Consider the following 20,060-nt stretch of genomic DNA (forward strand, 5'->3'; position numbering starts at 1 on the left):
GGCCCCGGGCGCCGCAACGCCGGCCCCGGCAACCCCGGACCCGGCGACCTTCGCTCCGGCAGGCCCGGCGCCGGACGCCGCAGCGCCGGACGCCGCAGCGCCGGACGCCGCAGCGCCGGACGCCGCAGCGCCGGACGCCGCAGCGCTGGACGCGGCAGCGCTGGACGCGGCAGCGCCGGACGCGGCAGCGCCGGACGCCCTCGCAGCCGACGCCGACGACCCGGCGTCCGCCGTGCCGGTGTCGGCCGTGCCGACGCCGGCCCACCCGGCTACCGCGCCGGGGTCCGTCGACCCGGGCCCGCAGGCGCCGGATCCGGACGTGGAGCACCCGGGTGCCCCACCGTCGGGTGCTGTCGTACCGGACGGTGCGCCCCCGGGCGCCGCGACGACGGATCCCCCGGTGCCGGACAGCGGTTCCCCCACGCCGGCCGGTCGGCCGACGGCGCCGGACAGCGGCTCCACCGGATCGGGCAGCGGTTCCACGGGACCGGACAGCGGGACGACGGTGCCCGCCGACCCGGACCCGATCCCGTCGACCGGGAGCAAGGCATCGGCGGCCGCCGCGCCGGGCAGCACCGGGACGGGCGCGACCGTGGCGACGGCCGTCCCGGCCCCCGACGCGATCCCGCCCCGGCCGCCCACGACCGGCCCCGACCCGACCCTGCACGGTGTCCCCGCGGTCACGTCGCGCCCGATCCCCCGGCTCACGGCCGTGGTGCTGGTCGGGTCGCTGCTCGCGGCCGCCGGTGCGGCCGCGGGCGCGGTCGCGCTGGCCTCCCAGCAGAGCGACGGCGCAGGCTGGCCCGGCGCGACCGACCCGACGGCGGTGACCCGCCCGGACGGGGCGACCGCCGGCCTCCCGGGTGCCCCGGCTCCTCTCGTCCCGGCGCCCGAGGGCTCCTCCGGGGCCGGGGAGCGCGACCGGCCGGTGTCGCCGGAGCCGCGCCGCACCGACCCGGACACCGACCGCGCGTCCCGCCCGGACCCGTCCGCGGGCCCGGGGGAGCGGCGGGCCGATCCCACGGCACCGCGCCCGGCGCCGGGCGTCCGCCGTACCCCGGCGGCACCCGCCGCTCCGCCGGCACCGGATGCACCGGCCCCGGGCGGCCCTGCGGCCCCGGGCGGCCCGGGTAGCCCGGTCGCTCCGGCGCCCGGCGGTTCCGGGACCGTCCCGGCAGAGCCCGGCGCCCCGGCCGGGGGTGCGCCCCCGGGGTCGCCCGGCACCCCACCGGGCGGTTCGGACCCGGGCGGGCCCGTCACACCCGGTGCGGGCACGAGCCCGTCGGACCCCGGCGGCTCCGGCGCGGGTCAGCCCTCCGACGGCGGCGCGGGACCCGGCACCGCGCCGGGGCCCGAGCCCACGGCGGGATCCGGTCCCACCTCGGGTCCGGGCACCGCACCGGGATCGGGGTCGGGATCCGGCCCGGGTACCGGGAACGGCGCCCCGGACGCGACCGGCACCGGACCGGACGAGGGCGCGGGCAGCGGCGGCCCGTCGACCGGCACCCCGCAGGCGGGCAACGCCGACAGCCGCGGCAGGGACGGCGGCGGCAGGGACGGCGACAACAGGACCGGCGGCGGCGCCGACAGCGGCAGCACCGGCGGCCGCGGCACCACGACCCCATCAGGGTCCTGAGTCCGGAGTGCCGACGGACGGGCGGCGGCGGGCGACTCGGCCCGCCGCCGGCACTTGTTCCCCCAGGACGTCGGTGTGCCCGCGGCGGTGCGCAGGGCCTGCAGGTGCAGCCGGCGCACCGTGACCGGGCGCGACGACCATCACGGAGGAGGGGTCGCCCACGAGGGCGGCCCTACGACCGTGGTCGGACAGCGCAGATCGTTCCCCGCTCCGACGCGCCCGGGGCGCCCCGGCCCGCACCGTTGCGGCATGACTACGACAGACCGGGCCCCCGTCCCACCGTCGGCGCCACCTGCCGGACCGGGCAGCGGGTCGTGGCCGCGCGGCCGGCACCGTCCCGGGCGCGCCCGGGTGGCCGGTGTCGACGCCGCCCGCGGCCTCGCCGTGCTCGGCATGATCGTCGCGCACGTCGCCGTCGCCGCGGGGTCGTCCTGGCCGGTCCAGGTGGTGAACGGGCGCGCGGCGGTGCTGTTCGCGGTGCTCGGCGGGGTGTCGCTGGCCCTGATGGCCGCGCCCGTCCTCGCTGCGCCGACCGCGCGGAACCGGGTGTGGCTGCGCCGCCGGATCGCGGTCCGCGGACTGCTCCTGGTGGTCCTCGGGCTGCTCCTGGCCGAGATCAGCAGCGGGCCGATGGTCATCCTCGTCGTCTACGGGGTGCTGTTCTGGCTGCTCCTGCCGGTGCTGTTCGCCCCGGCCCGGGCGCTGGCGGTCGCCGCCGCGGTCTGGGCGGTCGCCGGGCCGCTGCTGTCCTGGGTGCTGCGCGCCCGGTTCGGGTCACCGACCGACGCCGACGGGCAGACGGTGCTCGGCGCGACCGTGCACCTGGCCGACCTCACCTCGCCCGCCGGGCTCGTGCACGCGCTCGACACGGTGCTGCTCAGCGGTGCCTACCCGGTCCTGACCTGGATGCCGTTCCTGCTGCTCGGGATGGCGGTCGGCCGGCTCGACCTGCGCACGGCGGGCACCAGGCTGGTCGCCGGCGGGGCCGTCGGCGCGGTGCTCGGGTACGGCGGGTCCTGGCTGGCGCTGGACGTCCTGGGCGGCCGCGACGCGCTCCTCGCGTCGGTCGCGCCCGTCGCCGACCGGCTCGGTGTCCCCGCCGAGCTCGCGCTGCAGCTGCTCGGCGGCAGCGCCCTGGGCACGGTCGCCACCACCACGCCCGCCTGGCTGCTCGCCGCGACCCCGCACAGCGGCAGCCCGTTCGACGTCGTCGGTGCCGCCGGGGTCGCGGTCGCCGTGCTCGGCCTGTGCCTGCTCGCCGCCCGGTACGGGGGTCGGCTGCTCGCCCCGCTCACGGCGACCGGCGCGCTCGCGCTGACCCTCTACGCCGGGCACATCGCGCTGCTCGCCTCGCTCGGCGAGTGGCCGCAGACCGCGCCGTGGGCGGCGACGGCGCTGGTCGCGGGCCTGGCCGTGGCCTCCGCGTGGGCCTGGCGCGGGCTCGTCGGGCGCGGTCCGCTGGAGGCGCTGGTGCACAGCGTCTCCGTGCGCGCGGCCGGTTCTCCGCCCACGGTCGGAGACCGGGGATCGGACCCCGCTCCGATGCCCGGCGGGTCCGCGGCGCGGGAGGCTCGGGACATGCAGAACGGCACGACGGGCCGCGCGCCCGACACGATCGGGTACCGGGGATCATCGGACCCGGTGCGGGAGGAGGCGCGATGAGCATCGCGACCCGGATGCGGGACTCCCTGCGCCGGCTGCCCGCACTCCGGTCGAGCCCGTCGGAGGCGCCCACGCTCGTCGAGCGGGCCGTCGCCCTCGGGCGGCGCAACCCCGTCGTCGTCGACGCCGTGCTGGCCGCGCTGCTCATCTGGGTCGCGATCAGCTGGACCCTCGAGGGCAAGGGTGTCCGCTCGGACATGCGGATCGAGGCGCTCGTCGTCTCGGTGCTGGCGGCGCTGCCGGTGCCGCTGCGCCGCGTGTACCCGATGCCCGCCGCGATCGCCACCGCGGTCGTCGCGCTGGTCTGCTCCTTCGCGCTGCCCGGCACGATGGCCGCGTTCCTGCTGCCGTCGCTGGTCATGGGGTACTCGGCCGTGGCCTACGGGCCCCGCTGGGCCGGCTGGCTGGCGCTGGTCGTGCTCACGGTCGGGGTGTTCGGACCGTTCGTGGCGCGCGGTCCCGCGGCGCTGTTCGCCTCCCCGGACATGACCCCGCTGGTGGTACTGGCCCTGTTCGGCGCGATGGCGACGGTCCCGCTGCTGGTGTGGCTGCTCGGGTCGCTGCGCCGCGCCGCCCACCGCCGCACCCTGGACCTGCGCGAACGCAACCGGCTGCTGCAGGAGGCCCGCCGCCAGGAGGTCCGTCTCGAGCTGCTGGCCGAGCGGTCGCGGATCTCCCGCGAGGTGCACGACGTCGTCGCCCACTCGTTGTCCGGGATCATCGCCCAGGCCGACGGCGGCCAGTTCGCCGCGCAGCGCGACCCGGCGAAGGCCGTCGAGGTGCTCTCCGGCATCGCGTCGACGGGCCGGTCCGCGCTGTCCGACGTCCGCGGGCTGCTGTCGATGCTGCGCGACACCGGCCCGGACGACGACACCGACACCGACCCGGCGCGTCCGCAGCCCGGCGCCGGCGACGTCCCCGCACTCGTCGAGCAGGTCCGCACCGGCGGGCTGCCGGTCGACCTGCGGACCATCGGCACCCCGCGGGAGCTCCCGACCGGTCCCGGCCTGACCGTCTACCGGATCGTGCAGGAATCGCTGACCAACGTCATCAAGCACGCCGGGCCCGGCGTGCCCACCCACGTCGACCTGCGGTGGACCACCGACGAGCTGACCGTGCGCGTCCACGACGAGGGAGCCCGCGGCCCCGTCCCCACCCCGCCGCGCGGCGGCCACGGCCTGACCGGCATGCGGGAGCGCGCCGCCCTGCACGGCGGCTCGGTCGAGGCCGGTCCGCACGCCGACGGCGGCTGGACGGTCCGGCTGCGCCTGCCCCTCACACCCCCGGCCCGAGGAGAACGGTGAACCCCGTACGACTGATGCTCGTCGACGACCAGGAGCTGGTCCGCACCGGCTTCGCGATGGTGCTCGACTCGTGCGACGATCTCGCCGTCGTCGCCCAGGCCGGTGACGGCGAGGCCGCGCTCGCCGAGCTGGACCGCACCGAGGTCGACGTCGTGCTGATGGACGTACGGATGCCCCGCCTCGACGGCATCGCCGCCACCCGCCGGGTCGTCGCCGAGCACCCCGGGGTGCGGGTCCTGGTGCTCACCACCTTCGACCTCGACGAGTCCGTCACCGAGGCCATCGCCGCCGGTGCCAGCGGCTTCCTGCTCAAGGACGTGTCCCCGCAGGACCTGATCGAGGCCGTCCGCACCGTGCACCGCGGCGACTCGGTCGTCGACCCCGTCTCCACCCGGCGGCTGCTGCGCGCCACCCGGCCGCTGCTCACCGCACCCGAGCCGGCCGCCGCGGAGCCGTCGGTGGACGCCGTCGCCGCGCTCGCCGACCTGACCCCGCGGGAGCGGGAGGTGCTCGTCCTCGTCGGCAACGGCCGGTCCAACGCCGAGATCCGGGCCGACCTCGTCGTCTCCGAGGCGACGGTGAAGACCCATATCGGACACCTGCTCGCCAAGACGCAGTCGCGTGACCGGGTACAGCTCGTCGCTCTGGCGTTCCGGGCCGGCCTGGTCAGCTGAGCGGCGTGGTGAAGCCGGGGTGGTCGCGCAGGTTGATCTGGTCGCAGGTCAGCGCGAACGCGTCGACCTCCTCCGCCGACGGCGGGGTCGCCCGCGCCGCGAACTCCGCCAGCCCCCGGAAGTAGCGCTCCCGCGGTGCGCCGGGCACGAACAGGATGAGGAACCGCGCGTCGCTGTCCGGGCCGGTGCGGAACGCGTGCACCCCCCGGTGCGGGACGTGCACCAGGTCGCCCGGCCCGGCTTCGGTCCAGGTGTCGCCGGTCATGACCCGCAGTGCACCGTCGAGGACGTAGAAGCTCTCGGTGAACCCGGTGTGCAGGTGCGGCAGCGCACCGGGGGAATCCGCCGGGATCCACGACTCGAACAGCCCGAACCCGCCACCGACCTCCGCGCCGGGTGCGGCGAACCGGGTCCACGAGCCGGTCGGGGAGGTCACGGCGCGTTCGGTGGTCGTGGCGGGGCGCCACACCGCGCCGGGATCGGGGAAGCTCACGCACCGAACGTAGCGGTCCGGCGACCGGGCGTCCCGGCGCGGCGGCCGGTCTCCACCCGCGCGGGCCGTGGGGGAGCACCGGGGCGGCGAGGGCCCCTCGGTATCGTCGTGGGCGCTGCCGGAGGCGTCCGGCCGTGGTCGGAGCGGAGAGGTGGGGTGAGGCACGTGCGCGTCCTCGCCCCGATGGCGTTGCTGGTCCTGGCCCTGGTGCTGTGCGCGGGCCCCGCCGTCGCGACCGCCCCGGGCGCCCACGGCGCCGCCCCGGCGGTCGTCGTCGGCTCGGACTGCTCGCAGCACCCGCTCACGCTGATGCACGCAGGGGACTGCGAGCAGGCCCCCCGCCGCGACGACGACGTGCCCGCCCCGTCGCTGCTGCCGGTCGCCGTGGTCGCCGTCCTGGCGGCCGGGCACACCGGCACCGCGCCGCCCGCCGCACCGGAACGGACGCTGTGCGCGCCGTCGCCGGTGGAACACCTCTGCGTGGACCGCAACTGAGGCGTGCGGTCACCCCGCCACCGCGTCCCCGCACCCGTTCCGACCCGGCCACCGCGCCGGGCCCCGTGGAGGAAGACTCCCGATGACCCGCAACGTCAAGATCTCCCTGGCCGTCGTCGGCGCGTTCGCGCTGATCGTGGCCGCGCTGCTGTTCGCGACGCGACCCGGCACCCCGGAGACCGGCGCCGCCGCCGGTGCGCCCGACAGCCTCGTCACCGCCGACGCCGCCCGCCTCAACGACGCCCCGAACGCCTCGGCCACCCTGGTCGAGTTCGCCGACTTCCAGTGCCCCGCCTGTGGCCAGGTCCAGCCGATCATGGACCAGCTGGTGCAGCAGTACGGCGACCGCGTGCAGTTCGTGTTCCGCAACTTCCCGCTGCCGATGCACCAGAACGCCGAGGCCGCCGCGCTCGCCGGCGAGGCCGCCCGCGCCCAGGGCGCGTTCCACCCGATGTACGAGCGCCTGTTCCAGACCCAGCGCGACTGGTCCGAGTCCCCGGACGCGGCGACGGTGTTCCGCGGCTACGCCCAGGACCTCGGCCTCGACCTGAACGCCTACGACGCCGCCGTCGCCGACCCGGCGACCGCCGCGAAGATCCAGGCCGACAAGGACGCCGGGCTCGCCGCGGGCGTCGAGGGCACCCCGACGATCTTCGTCAACGGTGAGAAGGTGCAGCTCCGCTCGGTGCAGGACATCACCGACGCCCTCGACGCCGCGGTGAACCGGTGAGCGTCCCCTCCACGGCGCGGACCGAGGAGTTCTCCCGTGTCACCACCGGCGCCCCGGCCGTGCCGGGGCCGGTACCGCGGTTCCTGCCGTGGCTGCTCGTCGTCGGCGGCGTGCTGGGGCTGATCTCGGCGTTCACGCTGACCGTCGAGCGTATCGAGCTGCTGATCGACCCGGCCTACACGCCGTCGTGCAGCATCAACCCGGTGCTGTCCTGCGGGTCGGTCATGACGACCCCGCAGGCGGCGTTCTTCGGGTTCCCGAACCCGCTGCTCGGGATCGGGGCGTTCGCGGTCGTGGTGACGACGGGTGCGGCCCTGCTGGCCGGGGCCCGCTTCCCGCGCTGGTGGTGGGTGGGGCTGACGGCCGGGTCCGCGCTCGGCGTCCTCTTCGTGCACTACCTCATCGTCCAGAGCCTGTACCGGATCGGCGCGCTCTGCCCGTACTGCATGGTCGTGTGGGCGGTGACGATCCCGATCTTCTGGTACGCGCTGCTCGCGACCCTGGACGCCCTCGGCGGCGGCGCGCGTGCGCTGCACACCCGGATCACCGGCTACCACGCGGTGCCGGTGGTGCTGTGGTTCCTGGTGGTCGTCGGGCTGATCCTGCAGCGTTTCTGGACCTACTGGTCCTCGCTGCTCTGAACCGGCCCGCGGTGCCGGGGACGTGCGTCCCCGGCCCCGCGACGGTCAGCGCTCGCCGGTGGTCCGTTCCTCCGCGACCCGCTCCCGGGCCGCCGGCTCCCCGGCGGGCCGCTCCTCGAGGGCCCGGTCCTCGGAGCGGGCCGCGCCGTCGTCGGGGGTCCCGCCCAGCTCGGACTTCAGGATGCGGGTGGACCGGCCCACCGAGCGGGCCAGGTCGGGCAGTTTCTTCGCGCCGAACAGCAGCACGACGACCAGCAGGACGACGAGCAGCTGGGTCGGTCCGGGTGGGGTCATCGGATCCTCTCCTTCTCCTGCCGGGGGTCCGCGGCGCGGATCCCCAGCACGTGACGCAGGTACAGCGGCCGCGTCGCGGCCACACACGACAGGAACGGCAGCACGACGGCGGCCAGCAGCGGCCACACCGCGGGCGGTGGCGCCGCCATCCCGAACAGGGGGGCGAGCGGCGTGAACGGCACCGCCAGCCCGGCCAGGACCACGGCCGACACCGTCGCCACCACCGGCCGGGCGGCGCGCCCGGCGCGGGTCCGCAGCAGGAGCAGCACCAGGACCTGGGACAGCACCCCCTCCATGAACCAGACGGCCTGGAACACCGCCTGCTCCTGCGGGGTGTCCAGGCCCAGGAAGCGCCACACCGCCCAGAACGTGACCAGGTCGAACGCCGAGGCCAGCGGCCCGAGGACCGCCATGCACCACAGCATCCCGCGGGTGTCCCAGCGCCGGGGCCGCGCCGTCCAGCCCGGCTCGACCCGGTCGAACGACAACGACAGTGCGGCCACCCCGAACAGCACGCCCTGCAGCAGCAGCTGTGCGGGCAGCAGCGGCAGGAACGGCAGCACCGCCGAGGCGACCAGCACCGACAGGGCGTTGCCGACGTTCAGCGCCGCGGTCACGGTCAGATAGCGGGTGGCGCGGCCCAGGGTCCGCCTGCCCTCCTCGACCGCGGAGACGACGACGTCGGGGCTGCGGTCGGCCAGCACGATGTCCGCGGCCGCCCGGGCGGCGGGCACCGCCCCGTCGACGCCGATCCCGACGTCGGCGATCCGCAGCGCGCCGACGTCGTTGAGGCCGTCGCCGAGGAACCCGACGGTGTGCCCGCGGGCCTGCAGCGCGGCGACGACCCGCTCCTTCTGCAACGGCCCGAGCCGGGTGAACAGGGTGGTGCGCGCCACCGCTCGGGCCAGCGCGACGTCGTTGAGGGCGTCGAGCCCGGTGCCGTCGAGCACCCCGGTGACCGCGATCCCGGCCCGCGCGCACACCTGCTCGGCGACGGCGGTGTCGTCGCCGGTCAGGACCTTCACCGCGACGCCCTGCTCGGCGAAGCGCTCCACCGCGCGGGCCGCGGACTCCCGCACCGGGTCGACCATCCCGACGAAGCCCAGCAACAGCAGGTCGCGCTCGGGGTCGTCGTCGTCACCGGCGCCGAGCGGACGCAGCAGCGGCGTCCGGCGGGTGGCGACGGCGACGACCCGCAGCCCGGTCGCGCGGTGCCCGGCCGCGGCGTCGGCGGCCGCGGTCCGCAGCGACGCGGTCAGCTCCACGGCCCCGCCGTCGCGGGCGACCCGGGTGCAGCGGGGGAGCACGGTGTCCGGGTCGCCCCGCACGATCACCAGCTCACCGGGGTCGTGCGCGTCGCGCAGCACCATCGCCGAGCGCCGCCGGGAGTGGTCGAACGGCAGCTCCTCGACCCGGGTGAGCAGGCCGTGGGCCAGCAGCGCCGACCCGTCCCGGTCGGCGGCGGACACGGCGTCGTCGAGGCCGTCGCGCGGGGTGGTCTGGAAGCGCACCGCGACCGCGGCCGCGTCGGCCGGGGCGGGGTCGGGGCGGCCGTCGACGTCGACGGAGTGGGTGAACACCACCCGGTCCTCCGTGAGCGTGCCGGTCTTGTCCAGGCAGGCGACGTCGATCGAGCCGAGGTCGTGGATGGCCTCCGGGCGGGTCACCAGCACCCCGGACTCGCGCAGCCGGGCCGCGCCGCGCAGCAGCGTGGTCCCGACGATCAGCGGCAACAGCTCCGGGGCCAGGCCGACCGTCACGACGACGGCGAACAGCAGCGCCTGCCGCACGTCACCGGACACCTCGACGTTCACCAGCAGCACCAGCGGCGCCGCGAGCAGCATGCAGCGCACCAGCGCCCGCCGCACCGACCGCAGTCCCCGGTCCACCTCGGACTCCGGACGGGGACGGCGGCCGCGCCCGGCCAGCTCCTCGGTGTGGGTGTGCGCCCCGGTGGCCAGCACGACCGCCGTCGCGGTGCCGCGGACCACGGTGCTCCCGGCGAACAGCAGCGCCGGGAGCGCGGTGAGCGGGCGGTCGTCGGTCCCTGCCCGCGACGGCCGTCGCCGCGGCGCCGGGCGCGGCTCCCGCGACGACGGGGGCGCCTTCGTCACCGGCAGCAGCTCCCCGGACAGCGACGACTGGTCGACCAGCAGGTCCCGGGCGTGCAGCAGCCGCGCGTCGGCCGGGACGGGGTCGCCCGCGCCGAGCAGCACGACGTCGCCGGGCACCAGGTCCTCCGGCGGCACCTCGCTGTCCCGCGGTGCGGTCCCGGGCGCCGGGCGGCGGCGGACCGTCACGGTGGTCGCGGCGTGCGCGCGCAGCTCCCGCGACAGCCGGTCGCTGCGGGCGGCGTGCCACAGGCGCAGCCCGACGCCGAGCGCGGCGACGACGAGCACCAGCGTCGCGCTGCCGGGGCTGCCCGCGACGGCGAGCAGCACCCCGAGCACGGTCATCAGGCCGGAGAACGGGCCGGCGAGCGCGCGGCGGGCCCACACGGCCGCGCCCGGGCGCCGGACGGCATCGGTGGCGTTGTCACCGTGGGCGTGCAGGCGCAGTGCGGCGGTGTCCTCGCACAGGCCGCGGCGCGCGGACTCCAGGCCCCGGAGCAGCGCGAACGCGTCGGCGCCCGCCCAGTGCCGCAGTGCGGGCTCGCCGGGCGTGACGGGCGGATCGGCCGGCGGGGGCGGTGGCCGCGCCGCGGCACCGTCGCGCCCGATCGTCCGGTCCAACGGTGTCCCTCCGGTCCCCGGCACCGCGTCCGGTGCCGCCCGGTACGGTAACAGTTGCGTAAGTGACGCAACTGTCTGGAGGCCCGGTGGAGACCGCCCCCGAGGACCCGCAGCCCCTCGACCCCGAGCTGCTGGCCGACGCGGCCGCGGCGTTCGGGATGCTCGCCGCGACCTCGCGGCTGCAGATCGTCTGGCTGCTCGCCGACGGCCCGCGCGACGTCGGCACCCTCGCGACGACTCTCGGCCAGCCGGTGGCGACGGTGAGCCAGCACCTGGCGAAGCTCAAGCTCGCCGGGCTGGTCCGTGCCCGCCGCGAGGGCCGCCACCAGATCTACGTCATCGCCGACGCCGGCGTGGTCGAGGTGGTCCGGACCGTGGTGGCCGCGCAGGACCGCAGGCGTGAGCCGGGCGCCGTCCGCGGGCGGGGGATCGCGTGACGCCGCCGCCGGGCCCGGTGCCCCCGGACCGTCCGCGTCCGGACCGGGCCGGGGCACCCCGTGTCCCCGGCGTCCCGCCGGCTCCGGGCGCGCCGCGGGCCGGGACCCGGGGTACGGCGCCGCGGGACACCCGGTCGCCGGGCGTGTGGCCCCGCTCCGGCGGCCCGCCGGCGGCCCGCCCCGGCGCCCCGGCCGGCCCCCGTCCGTCGCGCGCGGTCCCCGGTGCTCCGTCGGGCGGCCCGGCCCGGCCCGCCGGACGCCCCGCGTCGGCCGGCCCGCGGGCCCGGCCCGCCGACCCCGGCACCCGCCCCACCACCCCGATCCGCCCCGTCGCCCCCTGGCCCCGCGCCGAGCAGCGCGCCCCCGCCTCGTTGCGGCACCGCGCCCGCGGTCTCGTCGCGGCACTGTCGGTCGCGGTCTTCCTCGCCACCGGCGCCGGCTGGGCGATGGTCGGCGGCACCAGCGGTCTGACCACCGCGGACGTGACCGGACCGCACGTCGCCGACGGCGCGACCGACATCCTGCTGGTCGGCAGCGACTCCCGGGTCGACGCCCGCGGCAACCCGCTGCCCCGCGAGGTCCTCGACGCCCTGGACGCGGGCGACGCCGACGGCCAGGACAACACCGACACCCTGATGCTGGTCCGCATCCCGGACGACCCCGACCTCGGCGCCTCCGCGGTGTCGATCCCGCGCGACTCCTGGGTCGACGTTCCCGGCCTCGGCACACACAAGATCAACTCTGCGTTGGCGCGCGGTGCGGCGATCGCCCGGCCGGACCTGATCCGGCGGGGGCTGAGCGGGCCGGACCTGGAGCGGGAGGCCAACGCCGCGGGCAGCAGGCTGCTCGTGCGCACCGTCGAGGAGCTCACCGGCGTCTCGATCGACCACTACGCCCAGGTCAACCTGGCCGGGTTCGCCGAGATCACCCGCGCGCTCGGCGGCGTCCCGGTGTGCCTCCGGGCCCCGGTGCGCGACAGCTACTCCGGCGCCGACTTCGCCGCGGGCCCGCAGACCGTGCAGGGCGCCCAGGCCCTGCAGTTCGTCCGGCAGCGGCACGGGCTGCCCGAGGGGGACCTCGACCGGGTCCGCCGCCAGCAGGCGTTCCTCGCGGGACTGACCCACCGGCTCCTCTCGGCGGGCACCCTCACCGACCCGACGGCCGTCGCCGACCTGATGCAGGCGGTCAACGGTGCCGTCGTGCTCGACCAGGGCTGGGACCTCACCTCGATGCTCGCGCACGCCGCGCAGCTGCGCGGTGACCGGGTCACCTTCCGCACCATCCCCACCGGCCGGGCCGACTACCGGACCGGCAGCGAGGGTGTCGCGGTGAAGGTCGACCCGGGGCAGGTCACGGCGTTCTTCGCCGGGCTGGCCGCGCCCGGGGCACCGGCCGACCCCGGAGACGGCGACGACGCGGACTCCGCCGCGCCGGCGACACCGGCCCCGGCGGAGAGCGGGACCGGACGGGCCGCGGCGCCCCGGGGTGACCCGACCCCGCCCGCCGACACCCAGCCCGAGCTGACCGCCGACGGGGTGCCCTGCGTCGACTGACGCGGCCCCGTCACCCCGGCCGAGGAGCCTCCCATCACCGAGATCATCGACTTCCTGACCTCCGTCCCGTTGTGGGTGGTGGTGCTCGTCGCGGGGCTGGTCACCCTCGGCGAGACCACGATCGGCGTCGGGCTGGTCCTGCCCGGCGAGACCGTGCTCATCGCCGCCGCGATGGCCGTCCCGGACGTCCCGGCCGCGGTGCTGGTCACCGGGGTGGTCGCGGTCGCCGCCGCCTGCGGCGACGCGATCGGCTACGCGATCGGCCGCCGTTTCGGCCCGCGGCTGCGCGAGTCGCGGATCATCGGCCGGATGGGCCGCGACGCCTGGGACGACGCCGCCCGTACCCTGCGCCGCTGGGGTCCGTGGGCGGTGCTCGGCGCCCGGTTCCTGCCGGTGGTGCGCACGATGACCCCGGCCGCGGCGGGGGCGTCCGGTCTGCCGCTGCGGCGGTTCCTGCCCGCCGTCGTCGTCGGGGCGACGGTCTGGTCGGCCGTGCACGTGACCGCCGGGTTCCTGCTGCGCGAGGCCGCCGAGCAGTTCGAGAAGGCCTTCGGGATCGCCGGCTGGGTGGTCCTGGCGGTCGTGGTCGTCGCCGGCGTCGTCGGGTGGCGGGTGCGGCGTCGTCGCGCCGAGGCCCGCCGGGCCGCCGCCCGCGAGACCGTCGCCGCCCTGGCCGAGGAGCGCCGCGACGCCGCCTGACGCCGGTCGTGCCGCACCGGGTGCGGGCCCGGACCGGCGACGGCAGGATGGCCCGGATGAAGGCAGCCGGCTACTCCCGTGAGGGCACCGCCCGCGACGTCCTGACCGTCGGTGAGATCGACACCCCGGAGCCCGGTCCTGGCCAGGTCCGGGTCCGGGTCCGCATCTCGGCGGTCAACCCGACCGACACCAAGACCCGCGACGGCACCACGTCACGGCCCTTCGACGGGGTCCGCATCCCGCACCAGGACGGCGTGGGCGAGATCGACGCCGTGGGTGAGGGGGTCGACCCGTCCCGGGTCGGGCAGCGGGTCTGGACCTGGCTCGCGTCGCCGGGCGGCGACGGCGGCGCCGCGCTCGCCGAGTGGGGCACCTGCGCGCAGTACACGGTGCTGCCGGCCGAGCAGGCCACGGTGCTGCCCGACGGCGCGCCGGACGACCTCGGCGCCTGCCTGGGTGTCCCGGCGATGACCGCCTACCACTGCCTGTTCGCCGACGGCCCGGTCGCCGGACGGACGGTGCTGGTCACCGGCGGTGCGGGCGCGGTCGGGCACTACGGCATCCAGCTCGCCCGCTGGGCCGGGGCGACCGTGGTGACCACCGTGTCCGGTCCGGAGAAGGCCGAGCTGGCCCGGGCCGCCGGCGCGCACCACGTCGTCAACTACCGCGACGGCGATCCCGGCGCCGCGATCCTCGACGCCGCCGGACCGGTCGACCGGATCGTCGAGGTCTCGCTCGCCCACAACCTGGCCCAGGACCTCGCGGTGCTGCGCAACGGGGGCGCGGTCGTCTCCTACGCCGCCACCCCGCAGGATCCGTCGATCCCGGTCCGCGCGCTGATGGGGGCGAACGCGGTGCTGCGGTTCGCGCTGCTCTACACCATGCCCCGCCCGGTGCTGGCCGACGCGGCCCACGGGCTGGGCGTCGCGGCCGCGCACGGAGCGCTGACCCCGCTGCCGGTCACCCGGTTCGGGATCGACGACGTCGTCGCCGCGCACGAGGCCGTCGAGGCGGGGACGACGGGCAAGGTCGTGGTCGACCTCTGACCGGTTCCGGTCGGCCACCCCCGCCGGTCCGGCGCGCCCTCAGCGCCGGATCGGCGGGTTCCGGTCGCGCCGGGCCAGCAGCACGGCCGCCCCCGCCGCGACGACGACGAGCCCGGCCAGCAGCAGCGACCAGCCCAGGATCGACGGCGCGTTCGGATCGGTCGAGATCACCGAGGCGTTGATCTGCGATACCTCACCGGGGACGAACTCCCAGGTGACGGTGCCGCCGTCGGTCTCGCCGTCGGACTCGACGACCTCGCCGGGAAAACTCATCGCGAGCCGCACGTCGGCCCGGTCCACCGGCATCGTGGTCAGGTCGGCCCGGCCCTGCACGGCGATCCGCTCCCCGACCCGGCGCAGCTCCAGGTTCGCCCGTCCCGACGCGTTCCCGCCGAGCAGGTTCAGCTGCGAGACCTGGGCGAAGGTCAGGTTCTCGAAGGCCGCACGGGTGCCGACGAAGCCGTCCTGGTCGTACGGCGACAGCTCGACCTCGCCCGCGAGGTCGGCCGGGACCTCCAGCTGCGGGCCGCGGCCGTCCGGTGCGCCCTCGGGCGTCGCGACGACGATCGTGCCGTCGACGGTGTCGTCCGGCTGCACGGCGAGGGCCACCTGGACCCGGGTGCAACCGGTCAGCGCGAGGAGGGCCAGCACCGCGAGCAGCACGAGCGCACGCGTCCGGGATCGACGGCGTGCGGGCGGCGCGGTGCGGTGCGGCGGCATGGCGTCATCGTGCCACCCGGGTACGACGGTCCCGGCGTCACTCGGGGGCGTGTGTCGGGTGATCCGTGGGAAGCAGCGGCAGCTCGCGTCCGAGCACGGCGAACGGGCGCGGGTCCCCGGTGAACAGGTGCTCGCGCAGCACGTCGACGAACCCGGCACGACGGTAGAGCCGCCACGCCCGGCCGGGCGTGGCGCGGCCGTACTCGGGGGTGGACAGCAGCATCCGGGCCCGGGCGGCGTCGCGGGCCAGCGCCCGCAGCAGCGACTCGCCGATGCCCGAGCCCTGTGCCTGCGGGTGGACGTGCAGCTCGGTCAGCTCGAAGTAGTCGGTCAGCCAGTCGGCGCTCACGGCCCCGGGCTCCCCGCGACGGGCACGCAGCCCGCGGCGGACCTCCTCGAACCACCACTGCCCGGGGCCGCCCCAGTAGCCGTAGCCGATGCCGGTGAGCCGGTCCTGCTCGTCGAGCCAGCCGACCGAGCGCCAGCCCGGCCGGTAGGAGTGCTCGAGCCACAGCGAGCGGCGCTGGCGTGCGGTCGACCGCGGGTAGCCCATCGCGGTGACGTAGACGTCGATCGCCTCGCCCAGCCGGTCGGCGAACTCGCTGCGGCCGAGGCCGACCAGGCGCGCCCGTGACGGTGCGGCGGTCACCGCGAGCACCGGCCCCGGCGGGGACCGCACGCCCGCGCCGGGGCGGGGTCGGTGTCCGGGTACATGTCCCCATCACACCACGCCCGGCCGGTCCCGGCGGGTCCGGACCGCGCACCCCGCCACGGTGCCGGTGGGTGAGTGGCGCCACCCGGTCACCCGACTTGACGCGACGATCGAACACGCGTTCTACTGACGTATGTCGAACGCGCGTTCGACGCCGGGCGTCCGGTGGGCGGAGTGGGGGAAGCACCCCGTCGCCGGGCGTCCCGGAGACCGATTCCGGTGGTGGGAACCGAGGCCCGGCCACCGGGTGGAGGGCGTGGTGATGCCAGTGGGCGGCTTCTCGCGTTTGTTCCGGTCCCGCCAGCCAGCGGCGATCGACGTGCGCTGGCAGAACGGTGAGCCGGTCGAGTTCTCGCGGCGTCCGTCGCGCCGCGGGGAACATTTCCTGGTCACCGGGGTTCGGGACCAGTGGATCGAGGAGTCCCCGTGGCCGTTCCCGTCGCCGATGCCGGTGGGCGGGGATCGGCTGAGCTGTTGGCGGGTGCTCGCCCGGTCGGTGCAGGACCCGCAGGAACCGCCGCGTGAGGTGGTGCTGCGGATGCGGTCCGGTCCGGGCGTGTGGGACCTGGTGAAGGTCGACTGAGAGGTGCGGGAGATGCGGGAGGTGCGCGTGCGGAGCAGGACGATGGAACTGGACCTGGCGCTGCCGTCGCCGCGGTCCGCCGGGGCGCGACGGCCGGGCGACGCCCCGGCGGGCGCCGCGCGGCCGGAGCGGCGGTCCGGCCGGGTGCGGCCGGTCGCCGACGGGCTGTGGCCGCTGGACTGCGGCGCGGCCCGGGGCGCGGGACGGGGCGCCGCCGACCGTACGGGGGCCGCCGCCGGGGCGGCGCCGTCCCGGCGGGGGAGCGGCCGGACCGGTGCGGACCCGGCCGGGACCGGGTGCACCGGCCGGCCCGGTCGGGCCGGGGAGACAGGCGCCGCCGGCCGGTCCGGGCAGGTGATCCCCCTGCCGGGCGCATACGTGCCGGCGGACGGGGGCGCCCCGCAGCGGACCGGGAGCACCGCGGGGTCGGCCGGGGGCACGGCCCGTCCGGCCGGGGGCACGGCCCGCCAGGCCGGGAGCGCTGCCGGGTCGGACGAGGGCGCGGCCCGTCCGGCCGGGCCGGTGCCCCTCCGGTCGCCCGCGCCCGCCCCGCCGTCGCGGGATGCGCTCGGGCTGCTGCGCCAGGCCGCCGAGCAGCTCGCCGAGGCGCACCGGGAGACCGAGCCGCTGCGTCGCTACCCGGCCGCCTACCTCGCCGCGCTGCGTGCCGGGGCGGCGGTGCTGGCGATGCGGGCCCGGCCCCGGACCCGCCGGGGCGCCCCGCGTGACGTCTGGCGGCTCCTCGCCGAGGTCGCTCCGGAGCTGGAGGAGTGGGCGGCGTTCTTCGCCGGGTGCTCGCGGCTGCGGATCGAGGCCGAGGCCGGGATCGGGCGGCACATCGACCGGCGTGCCGCCGACGACCTGCTGCGCCAGGCCGAGCAGTTCGTGACCCGGGTGCAGCTGCTGCTGCCCCGGTGAGGTCCGTCCGCCGGAGCGGCGGGCCGCACGGGGGAGCGGATCGGCGGACGGCAGGAGAGCGGGAGCGGGCGGGGCCGAGGAACGGACCGGGAGGGGCCGGTCAGGCCGAGGCGGCGGGGCGCGAGGCGCTGCGCAGCACCCGGCCCAGCAGCGCGGTGAACACCGCGGAGATCTCCCGGGCGCCCGGGGTGTCCCAGGCCTGGATCGGCAGGCAGGCGCCCTGGGCCTGCTGGACCGCCGAGCGGTCGGGCAGGACGCTGTTGAACACCAGGGGGCCGAACAGCTCGCGCAGCTCCGAGATCCGGAACTCGTGCTCGGTGTTGCGCGGCCGCACCCGGTTGACCAGCACGCCCAGCGGCTGCAGGCGGTCGTTGGACCGCTCGCGCTCGGTCTGGACCGCGTCGAACGCGCGCTGCACGCCGGACACCGAGAACATCGTCGGGTCGGTCACCAGGATCGCCCGGTCCGCGGCGGACAGCGCGCTGCGGGTCAGCTGCCCCAGCGACGGCGGGCAGTCCACGATCACCAGCCGGTAGCGCTCCTCGGCGTGCTCGGAGCCACCGGAGTCGTCGGTGATCAGCTCGCCGGCCAGCCGCTGCAGGGCGCGGTCCAGCCGGTACAGCTGCGCCGCCCCCGGGTCGGGGTGGTTGTGCCGCTCGGTCTGCTCCGCGCCGACCAGCACGTCGAGGCCCTCGCCCCACGCCGACGGCGCGATGGCCCGTTCGACCACCGCGCGGCGCGGCTCGTCCAGCACGTCGGCGACGGTCGCCGTGGTGGGCTCCGGGTCGAGCGCGGTGGTGGCGTTGGCCTGCGGGTCGAGATCCACCACGAGGGTGGAGACGCCGTGCCGCTGCGCCGCGCCGGCCAGACCCAGTGCGACCGTGGTCTTGCCGACGCCACCCTTGAGACTGAGCGTGGCGACGACCTGCACCCACCCAACGTACCGTGCGGTCCGGCACGGTCGCCGAGCGGAGTGCAGGTGATCGTCGGGCGCCCGGTCGTGGGCGTCCCGGCGGGCGGGCGGGCCGGGCACCGGCGGGGGCCACTAGTCTCGGTGCCGTGGGATCGCCGACACGCGAGCAGGCCGGAGCAGCGCGCGGGGCCGCCGTGTTCCGGGTGCTGGACAGGGAGATCGACCGTGTCCGCCGGGACACCGGGGCCGCGCCCCGGGTGCTCGACGTCGGCGGGGGCAGCGGCACGTGGGCGGTGCCGCTGGCGATCGCCGGCTGCGCGGTGACCGTCGTCGACACCAGTCCCAACGCGCTGGCGACGCTGGCCCGGCGCGCCGGTGAGGCCGGCGTGACCGACCGGATCACCCCGGTGAACGGCGACGTCGACACCCTCGCCGAGGTCGCCCCGGCCGACGGCGCCGACCTCGTCCTGGGCCACGGGCTGCTCGAGGTCGTCGACGGCCCGGGCCGGGTGCTCGCCGCGCTCGCCGCGGCCGCCGCCCCGGGCGGGGCGGTGTCGGTGCTGACGGTCGGGCGCTACGGCGCGTTCATCGGGCGACTGGCCACGGGCCGGCTCGCCGAGGCCCGTGCCCTGCTCACCGACCCCGAGGGCCGCACCGGTACCGACGACCGGCTGCTGCGCCGGTTCGACGCGCACCGGCTGCAGGAGCTCACCGCCGAGACCGGACGGCTGCGGACCGAGATCCTGCAGGGTGACGGCACCCTCGAGGCGTGGCTGCCCGGTCCCGGCCAGGAGGGCGAGACGGCGGGCCGCGACGAGCGTGACGAGCTGGACGCGCTCGCGTCGCAGGTCGGCGCCCTCGCCGAGGTCGCCCCGCGGTTGCATCTGCTCGCCCGGCGGTACTGACACCCGTCCCCGCCGCCGGTGGCCGACGGTCGCCTTCCGGCTGCCGTCGGTGACCGGTCGTCCGACGTTCACCCGGCTGCCCACCCCCGTCCGGGTGGGTCTGCGACAGTCCGGGTGAGCGACGACACGCCGCGCCACGCCGTCCGCTCGACGATCAGCCGAGCGGGTTGGACGGTCCGGGTGGTCGCGGCACGATTCGCCTCGTACTCTGGACATCAGACGCCCAGGTTGGGGCGCCCGTCGTACCGGCCGGGGCGAGGAGGCCCGGGTCGACTGCGGCCTACCGTCCGATTACGTGTGCCGGAGGTGAAGGCATGCCGCTCTCCGAGCACGAGCAGCGCCTGCTCGAACAGATCGAACGCGCCCTCTACCAGGAGGACCCCAAGTTCGCGTCCTCGGTCAGCGGTAGCCGGCGGAGCAAGCCCGCCCGGCGCCGCCGCATCCAGGGCGCCGTCCTGTTCGTGGTGGGCCTCGTGCTGCTCGTCGCCGGGATTCCCTTCCGGGCACTCTGGCTCGGCGACCTGCCGATCCTCAGCATCGTCGGCTTCCTCGCCATGCTCGGCGGCGCGCTGCTGGCGGTCACCTCGATCGGCGCCCGTCGCGGCGGCGAGGAGACGACCGGTCAGGGCGGGGCCGCCCCGAAGGACAAGCAGTCCGGCGAGAGCGGCGGTGGCTTCACCGGCCGTATGGAGGAGCGCTTCCGGCGCCGCTTCGAGCAGGAGTGACACCGGGCGGCCCACCCGGCCGCCCGTACGACGCCCGGCGGGGCGGGACACCGACTCGGTGACCCGCCCCGCTGTCGTGTGCCCGGCACCGGCTGCCCGATGTGCCGACCGTCGGCACCAGCGGTCGCCGGTGGACGGGAGCCGCCGCACGGGCCGGACCGGCGCCGTCGACCGCCGTCGGCCGGGTG

Annotated in this window: 21 protein-coding genes; 15 read left to right on the plus strand and 6 right to left on the minus strand. The window is 77.2% G+C overall.

Going from position 1 to position 20,060, the window contains the following annotated elements; translation table 11 throughout:
* The first annotated feature begins 505 nt into the window (after positions 1–505).
* The 4 genes from ATL51_RS25920 (at position 506) to ATL51_RS25935 (ending at position 5,276) form a co-directional block, all read left to right on the plus strand.
* The gene (locus ATL51_RS25920; RefSeq protein ID WP_157818533.1) at positions 506–1,636 is read left to right on the plus strand and encodes a hypothetical protein; all 1,131 of its coding nucleotides are present in this window, start codon (positions 506–508) and stop codon (positions 1,634–1,636) included.
* A 249-nt stretch (positions 1,637–1,885) separates the two neighbouring features.
* Positions 1,886–3,298 carry a heparan-alpha-glucosaminide N-acetyltransferase domain-containing protein gene (locus ATL51_RS25925; RefSeq protein WP_157818534.1) on the plus strand — a complete coding sequence of 471 codons (1,413 nt, stop codon included), beginning with the start codon at positions 1,886–1,888 and terminating at the stop codon, positions 3,296–3,298.
* Complete coding sequence (locus tag ATL51_RS25930) at positions 3,295–4,602, plus strand: sensor histidine kinase (RefSeq protein WP_208623072.1); 1,308 nt, start codon at positions 3,295–3,297, stop codon at positions 4,600–4,602. Before ATL51_RS25925 ends, ATL51_RS25930 begins: the two co-directional genes overlap by 4 nt.
* A complete protein-coding gene (locus ATL51_RS25935) occupies positions 4,599–5,276 on the plus strand; it encodes a response regulator transcription factor (protein WP_226356207.1) in 678 nt (225 codons plus the stop codon). Before ATL51_RS25930 ends, ATL51_RS25935 begins: the two co-directional genes overlap by 4 nt.
* Here ATL51_RS25935 and ATL51_RS28495 read toward each other — a convergent pair.
* Positions 5,269–5,769: a cupin domain-containing protein gene (locus ATL51_RS28495; RefSeq protein WP_157818535.1), complete on the minus strand. Its 501-nt coding sequence runs from the start codon at positions 5,767–5,769 to the stop codon at positions 5,269–5,271. The genes ATL51_RS25935 and ATL51_RS28495 overlap by 8 nt on opposite strands.
* Positions 5,770–5,934: 165 nt before the next feature.
* On the opposite strand from ATL51_RS28495, the gene ATL51_RS25945 reads away from it, so the two are divergent.
* From ATL51_RS25945 to ATL51_RS25955, 3 genes are all read left to right on the plus strand, one after another.
* On the plus strand, positions 5,935–6,264 hold the full coding sequence (locus tag ATL51_RS25945; RefSeq protein ID WP_073573934.1) for a hypothetical protein: 330 nt from the start codon (positions 5,935–5,937) through the stop codon (positions 6,262–6,264).
* 82 nt (positions 6,265–6,346) lie between these two features.
* Positions 6,347–6,994 (plus strand): DsbA family protein, encoded by a 648-nt coding sequence (locus tag ATL51_RS25950; RefSeq protein WP_062402120.1) that lies wholly within the window; start codon positions 6,347–6,349, stop codon positions 6,992–6,994.
* On the plus strand, positions 6,991–7,635 hold the full coding sequence (locus ATL51_RS25955) for a vitamin K epoxide reductase family protein (protein ID WP_322789693.1): 645 nt from the start codon (positions 6,991–6,993) through the stop codon (positions 7,633–7,635). The genes ATL51_RS25950 and ATL51_RS25955 overlap by 4 nt, the downstream gene beginning before the upstream one ends.
* Before the next feature lie 45 nt (positions 7,636–7,680).
* Here ATL51_RS25955 and tatA read toward each other — a convergent pair whose 3' ends face one another.
* Together tatA and mgtA are read right to left on the minus strand one after the other, a co-directional pair.
* On the minus strand, positions 7,681–7,929 hold the full coding sequence (gene tatA / locus ATL51_RS29635) for a twin-arginine translocase TatA/TatE family subunit (RefSeq protein ID WP_073573933.1): 249 nt from the start codon (positions 7,927–7,929) through the stop codon (positions 7,681–7,683).
* Entirely contained in the window at positions 7,926–10,661 is a 2,736-nt protein-coding gene (gene mgtA, locus ATL51_RS25965; RefSeq protein WP_157818536.1) for a magnesium-translocating P-type ATPase, read from the minus strand. Before mgtA ends, tatA begins: the two co-directional genes overlap by 4 nt.
* 86 nt (positions 10,662–10,747) lie before the next feature.
* Between mgtA and ATL51_RS25970 the strand changes: the two genes are divergently transcribed.
* From ATL51_RS25970 to ATL51_RS25985, 4 genes are all read left to right on the plus strand, one after another.
* Entirely contained in the window at positions 10,748–11,098 is a 351-nt protein-coding gene (locus ATL51_RS25970) for an ArsR/SmtB family transcription factor (RefSeq protein ID WP_301549196.1), read from the plus strand.
* 143 nt (positions 11,099–11,241) lie between these two features.
* A complete protein-coding gene (locus tag ATL51_RS25975) occupies positions 11,242–12,651 on the plus strand; it encodes an LCP family protein (protein ID WP_100880225.1) in 1,410 nt (469 codons plus the stop codon).
* A 78-nt stretch (positions 12,652–12,729) separates the two neighbouring features.
* Positions 12,730–13,350: a DedA family protein gene (locus ATL51_RS25980; RefSeq protein ID WP_224402909.1), complete on the plus strand. Its 621-nt coding sequence runs from the start codon at positions 12,730–12,732 to the stop codon at positions 13,348–13,350.
* 56 nt (positions 13,351–13,406) lie between these two features.
* Positions 13,407–14,396 carry an NADPH:quinone reductase gene (locus ATL51_RS25985; protein WP_100880946.1) on the plus strand — a complete coding sequence of 330 codons (990 nt, stop codon included), beginning with the start codon at positions 13,407–13,409 and terminating at the stop codon, positions 14,394–14,396.
* Between the two features lie 39 nt (positions 14,397–14,435).
* Here ATL51_RS25985 and ATL51_RS25990 read toward each other — a convergent pair whose 3' ends face one another.
* On the minus strand, positions 14,436–15,116 hold the full coding sequence (locus ATL51_RS25990) for an LppM family (lipo)protein (protein ID WP_062402138.1): 681 nt from the start codon (positions 15,114–15,116) through the stop codon (positions 14,436–14,438).
* Between the two features lie 37 nt (positions 15,117–15,153).
* Positions 15,154–15,765: a GNAT family N-acetyltransferase gene (locus ATL51_RS25995; RefSeq protein ID WP_073574082.1), complete on the minus strand. Its 612-nt coding sequence runs from the start codon at positions 15,763–15,765 to the stop codon at positions 15,154–15,156.
* Positions 15,766–16,147: 382 nt separating this feature from the next.
* On the opposite strand from ATL51_RS25995, the gene ATL51_RS26000 reads away from it, so the two are divergent.
* Both ATL51_RS26000 and ATL51_RS28755 read left to right on the plus strand, forming a co-directional pair.
* Entirely contained in the window at positions 16,148–16,411 is a 264-nt protein-coding gene (locus ATL51_RS26000) for a hypothetical protein (protein ID WP_301549197.1), read from the plus strand.
* 42 nt (positions 16,412–16,453) lie between these two features.
* Complete coding sequence (locus tag ATL51_RS28755) at positions 16,454–17,329, plus strand: SAV_6107 family HEPN domain-containing protein (protein WP_167410053.1); 876 nt, start codon at positions 16,454–16,456, stop codon at positions 17,327–17,329.
* 100 nt (positions 17,330–17,429) lie between these two features.
* Here the strand turns inward: ATL51_RS28755 and ATL51_RS26010 are convergent, their stop codons facing one another.
* Entirely contained in the window at positions 17,430–18,260 is an 831-nt protein-coding gene (locus tag ATL51_RS26010; protein WP_073573930.1) for a ParA family protein, read from the minus strand.
* Positions 18,261–18,388: 128 nt separating this feature from the next.
* Here ATL51_RS26010 and ATL51_RS26015 point away from each other — a divergent pair, with 128 nt between their 5' ends.
* Together ATL51_RS26015 and ATL51_RS26020 are read left to right on the plus strand one after the other, a co-directional pair.
* Positions 18,389–19,147, plus strand: coding sequence for a class I SAM-dependent methyltransferase (locus ATL51_RS26015; RefSeq protein WP_073573929.1), 759 nt, complete (start codon positions 18,389–18,391; stop codon positions 19,145–19,147).
* Positions 19,148–19,461: 314 nt separating this feature from the next.
* On the plus strand, positions 19,462–19,872 hold the full coding sequence (locus ATL51_RS26020; RefSeq protein WP_100880227.1) for a DUF3040 domain-containing protein: 411 nt from the start codon (positions 19,462–19,464) through the stop codon (positions 19,870–19,872).
* Positions 19,873–20,060 lie beyond the last annotated feature (188 nt).

This window comes from Pseudonocardia alni (assembly GCF_002813375.1).
Lineage (GTDB): Bacteria > Actinomycetota > Actinomycetes > Mycobacteriales > Pseudonocardiaceae > Pseudonocardia > Pseudonocardia alni.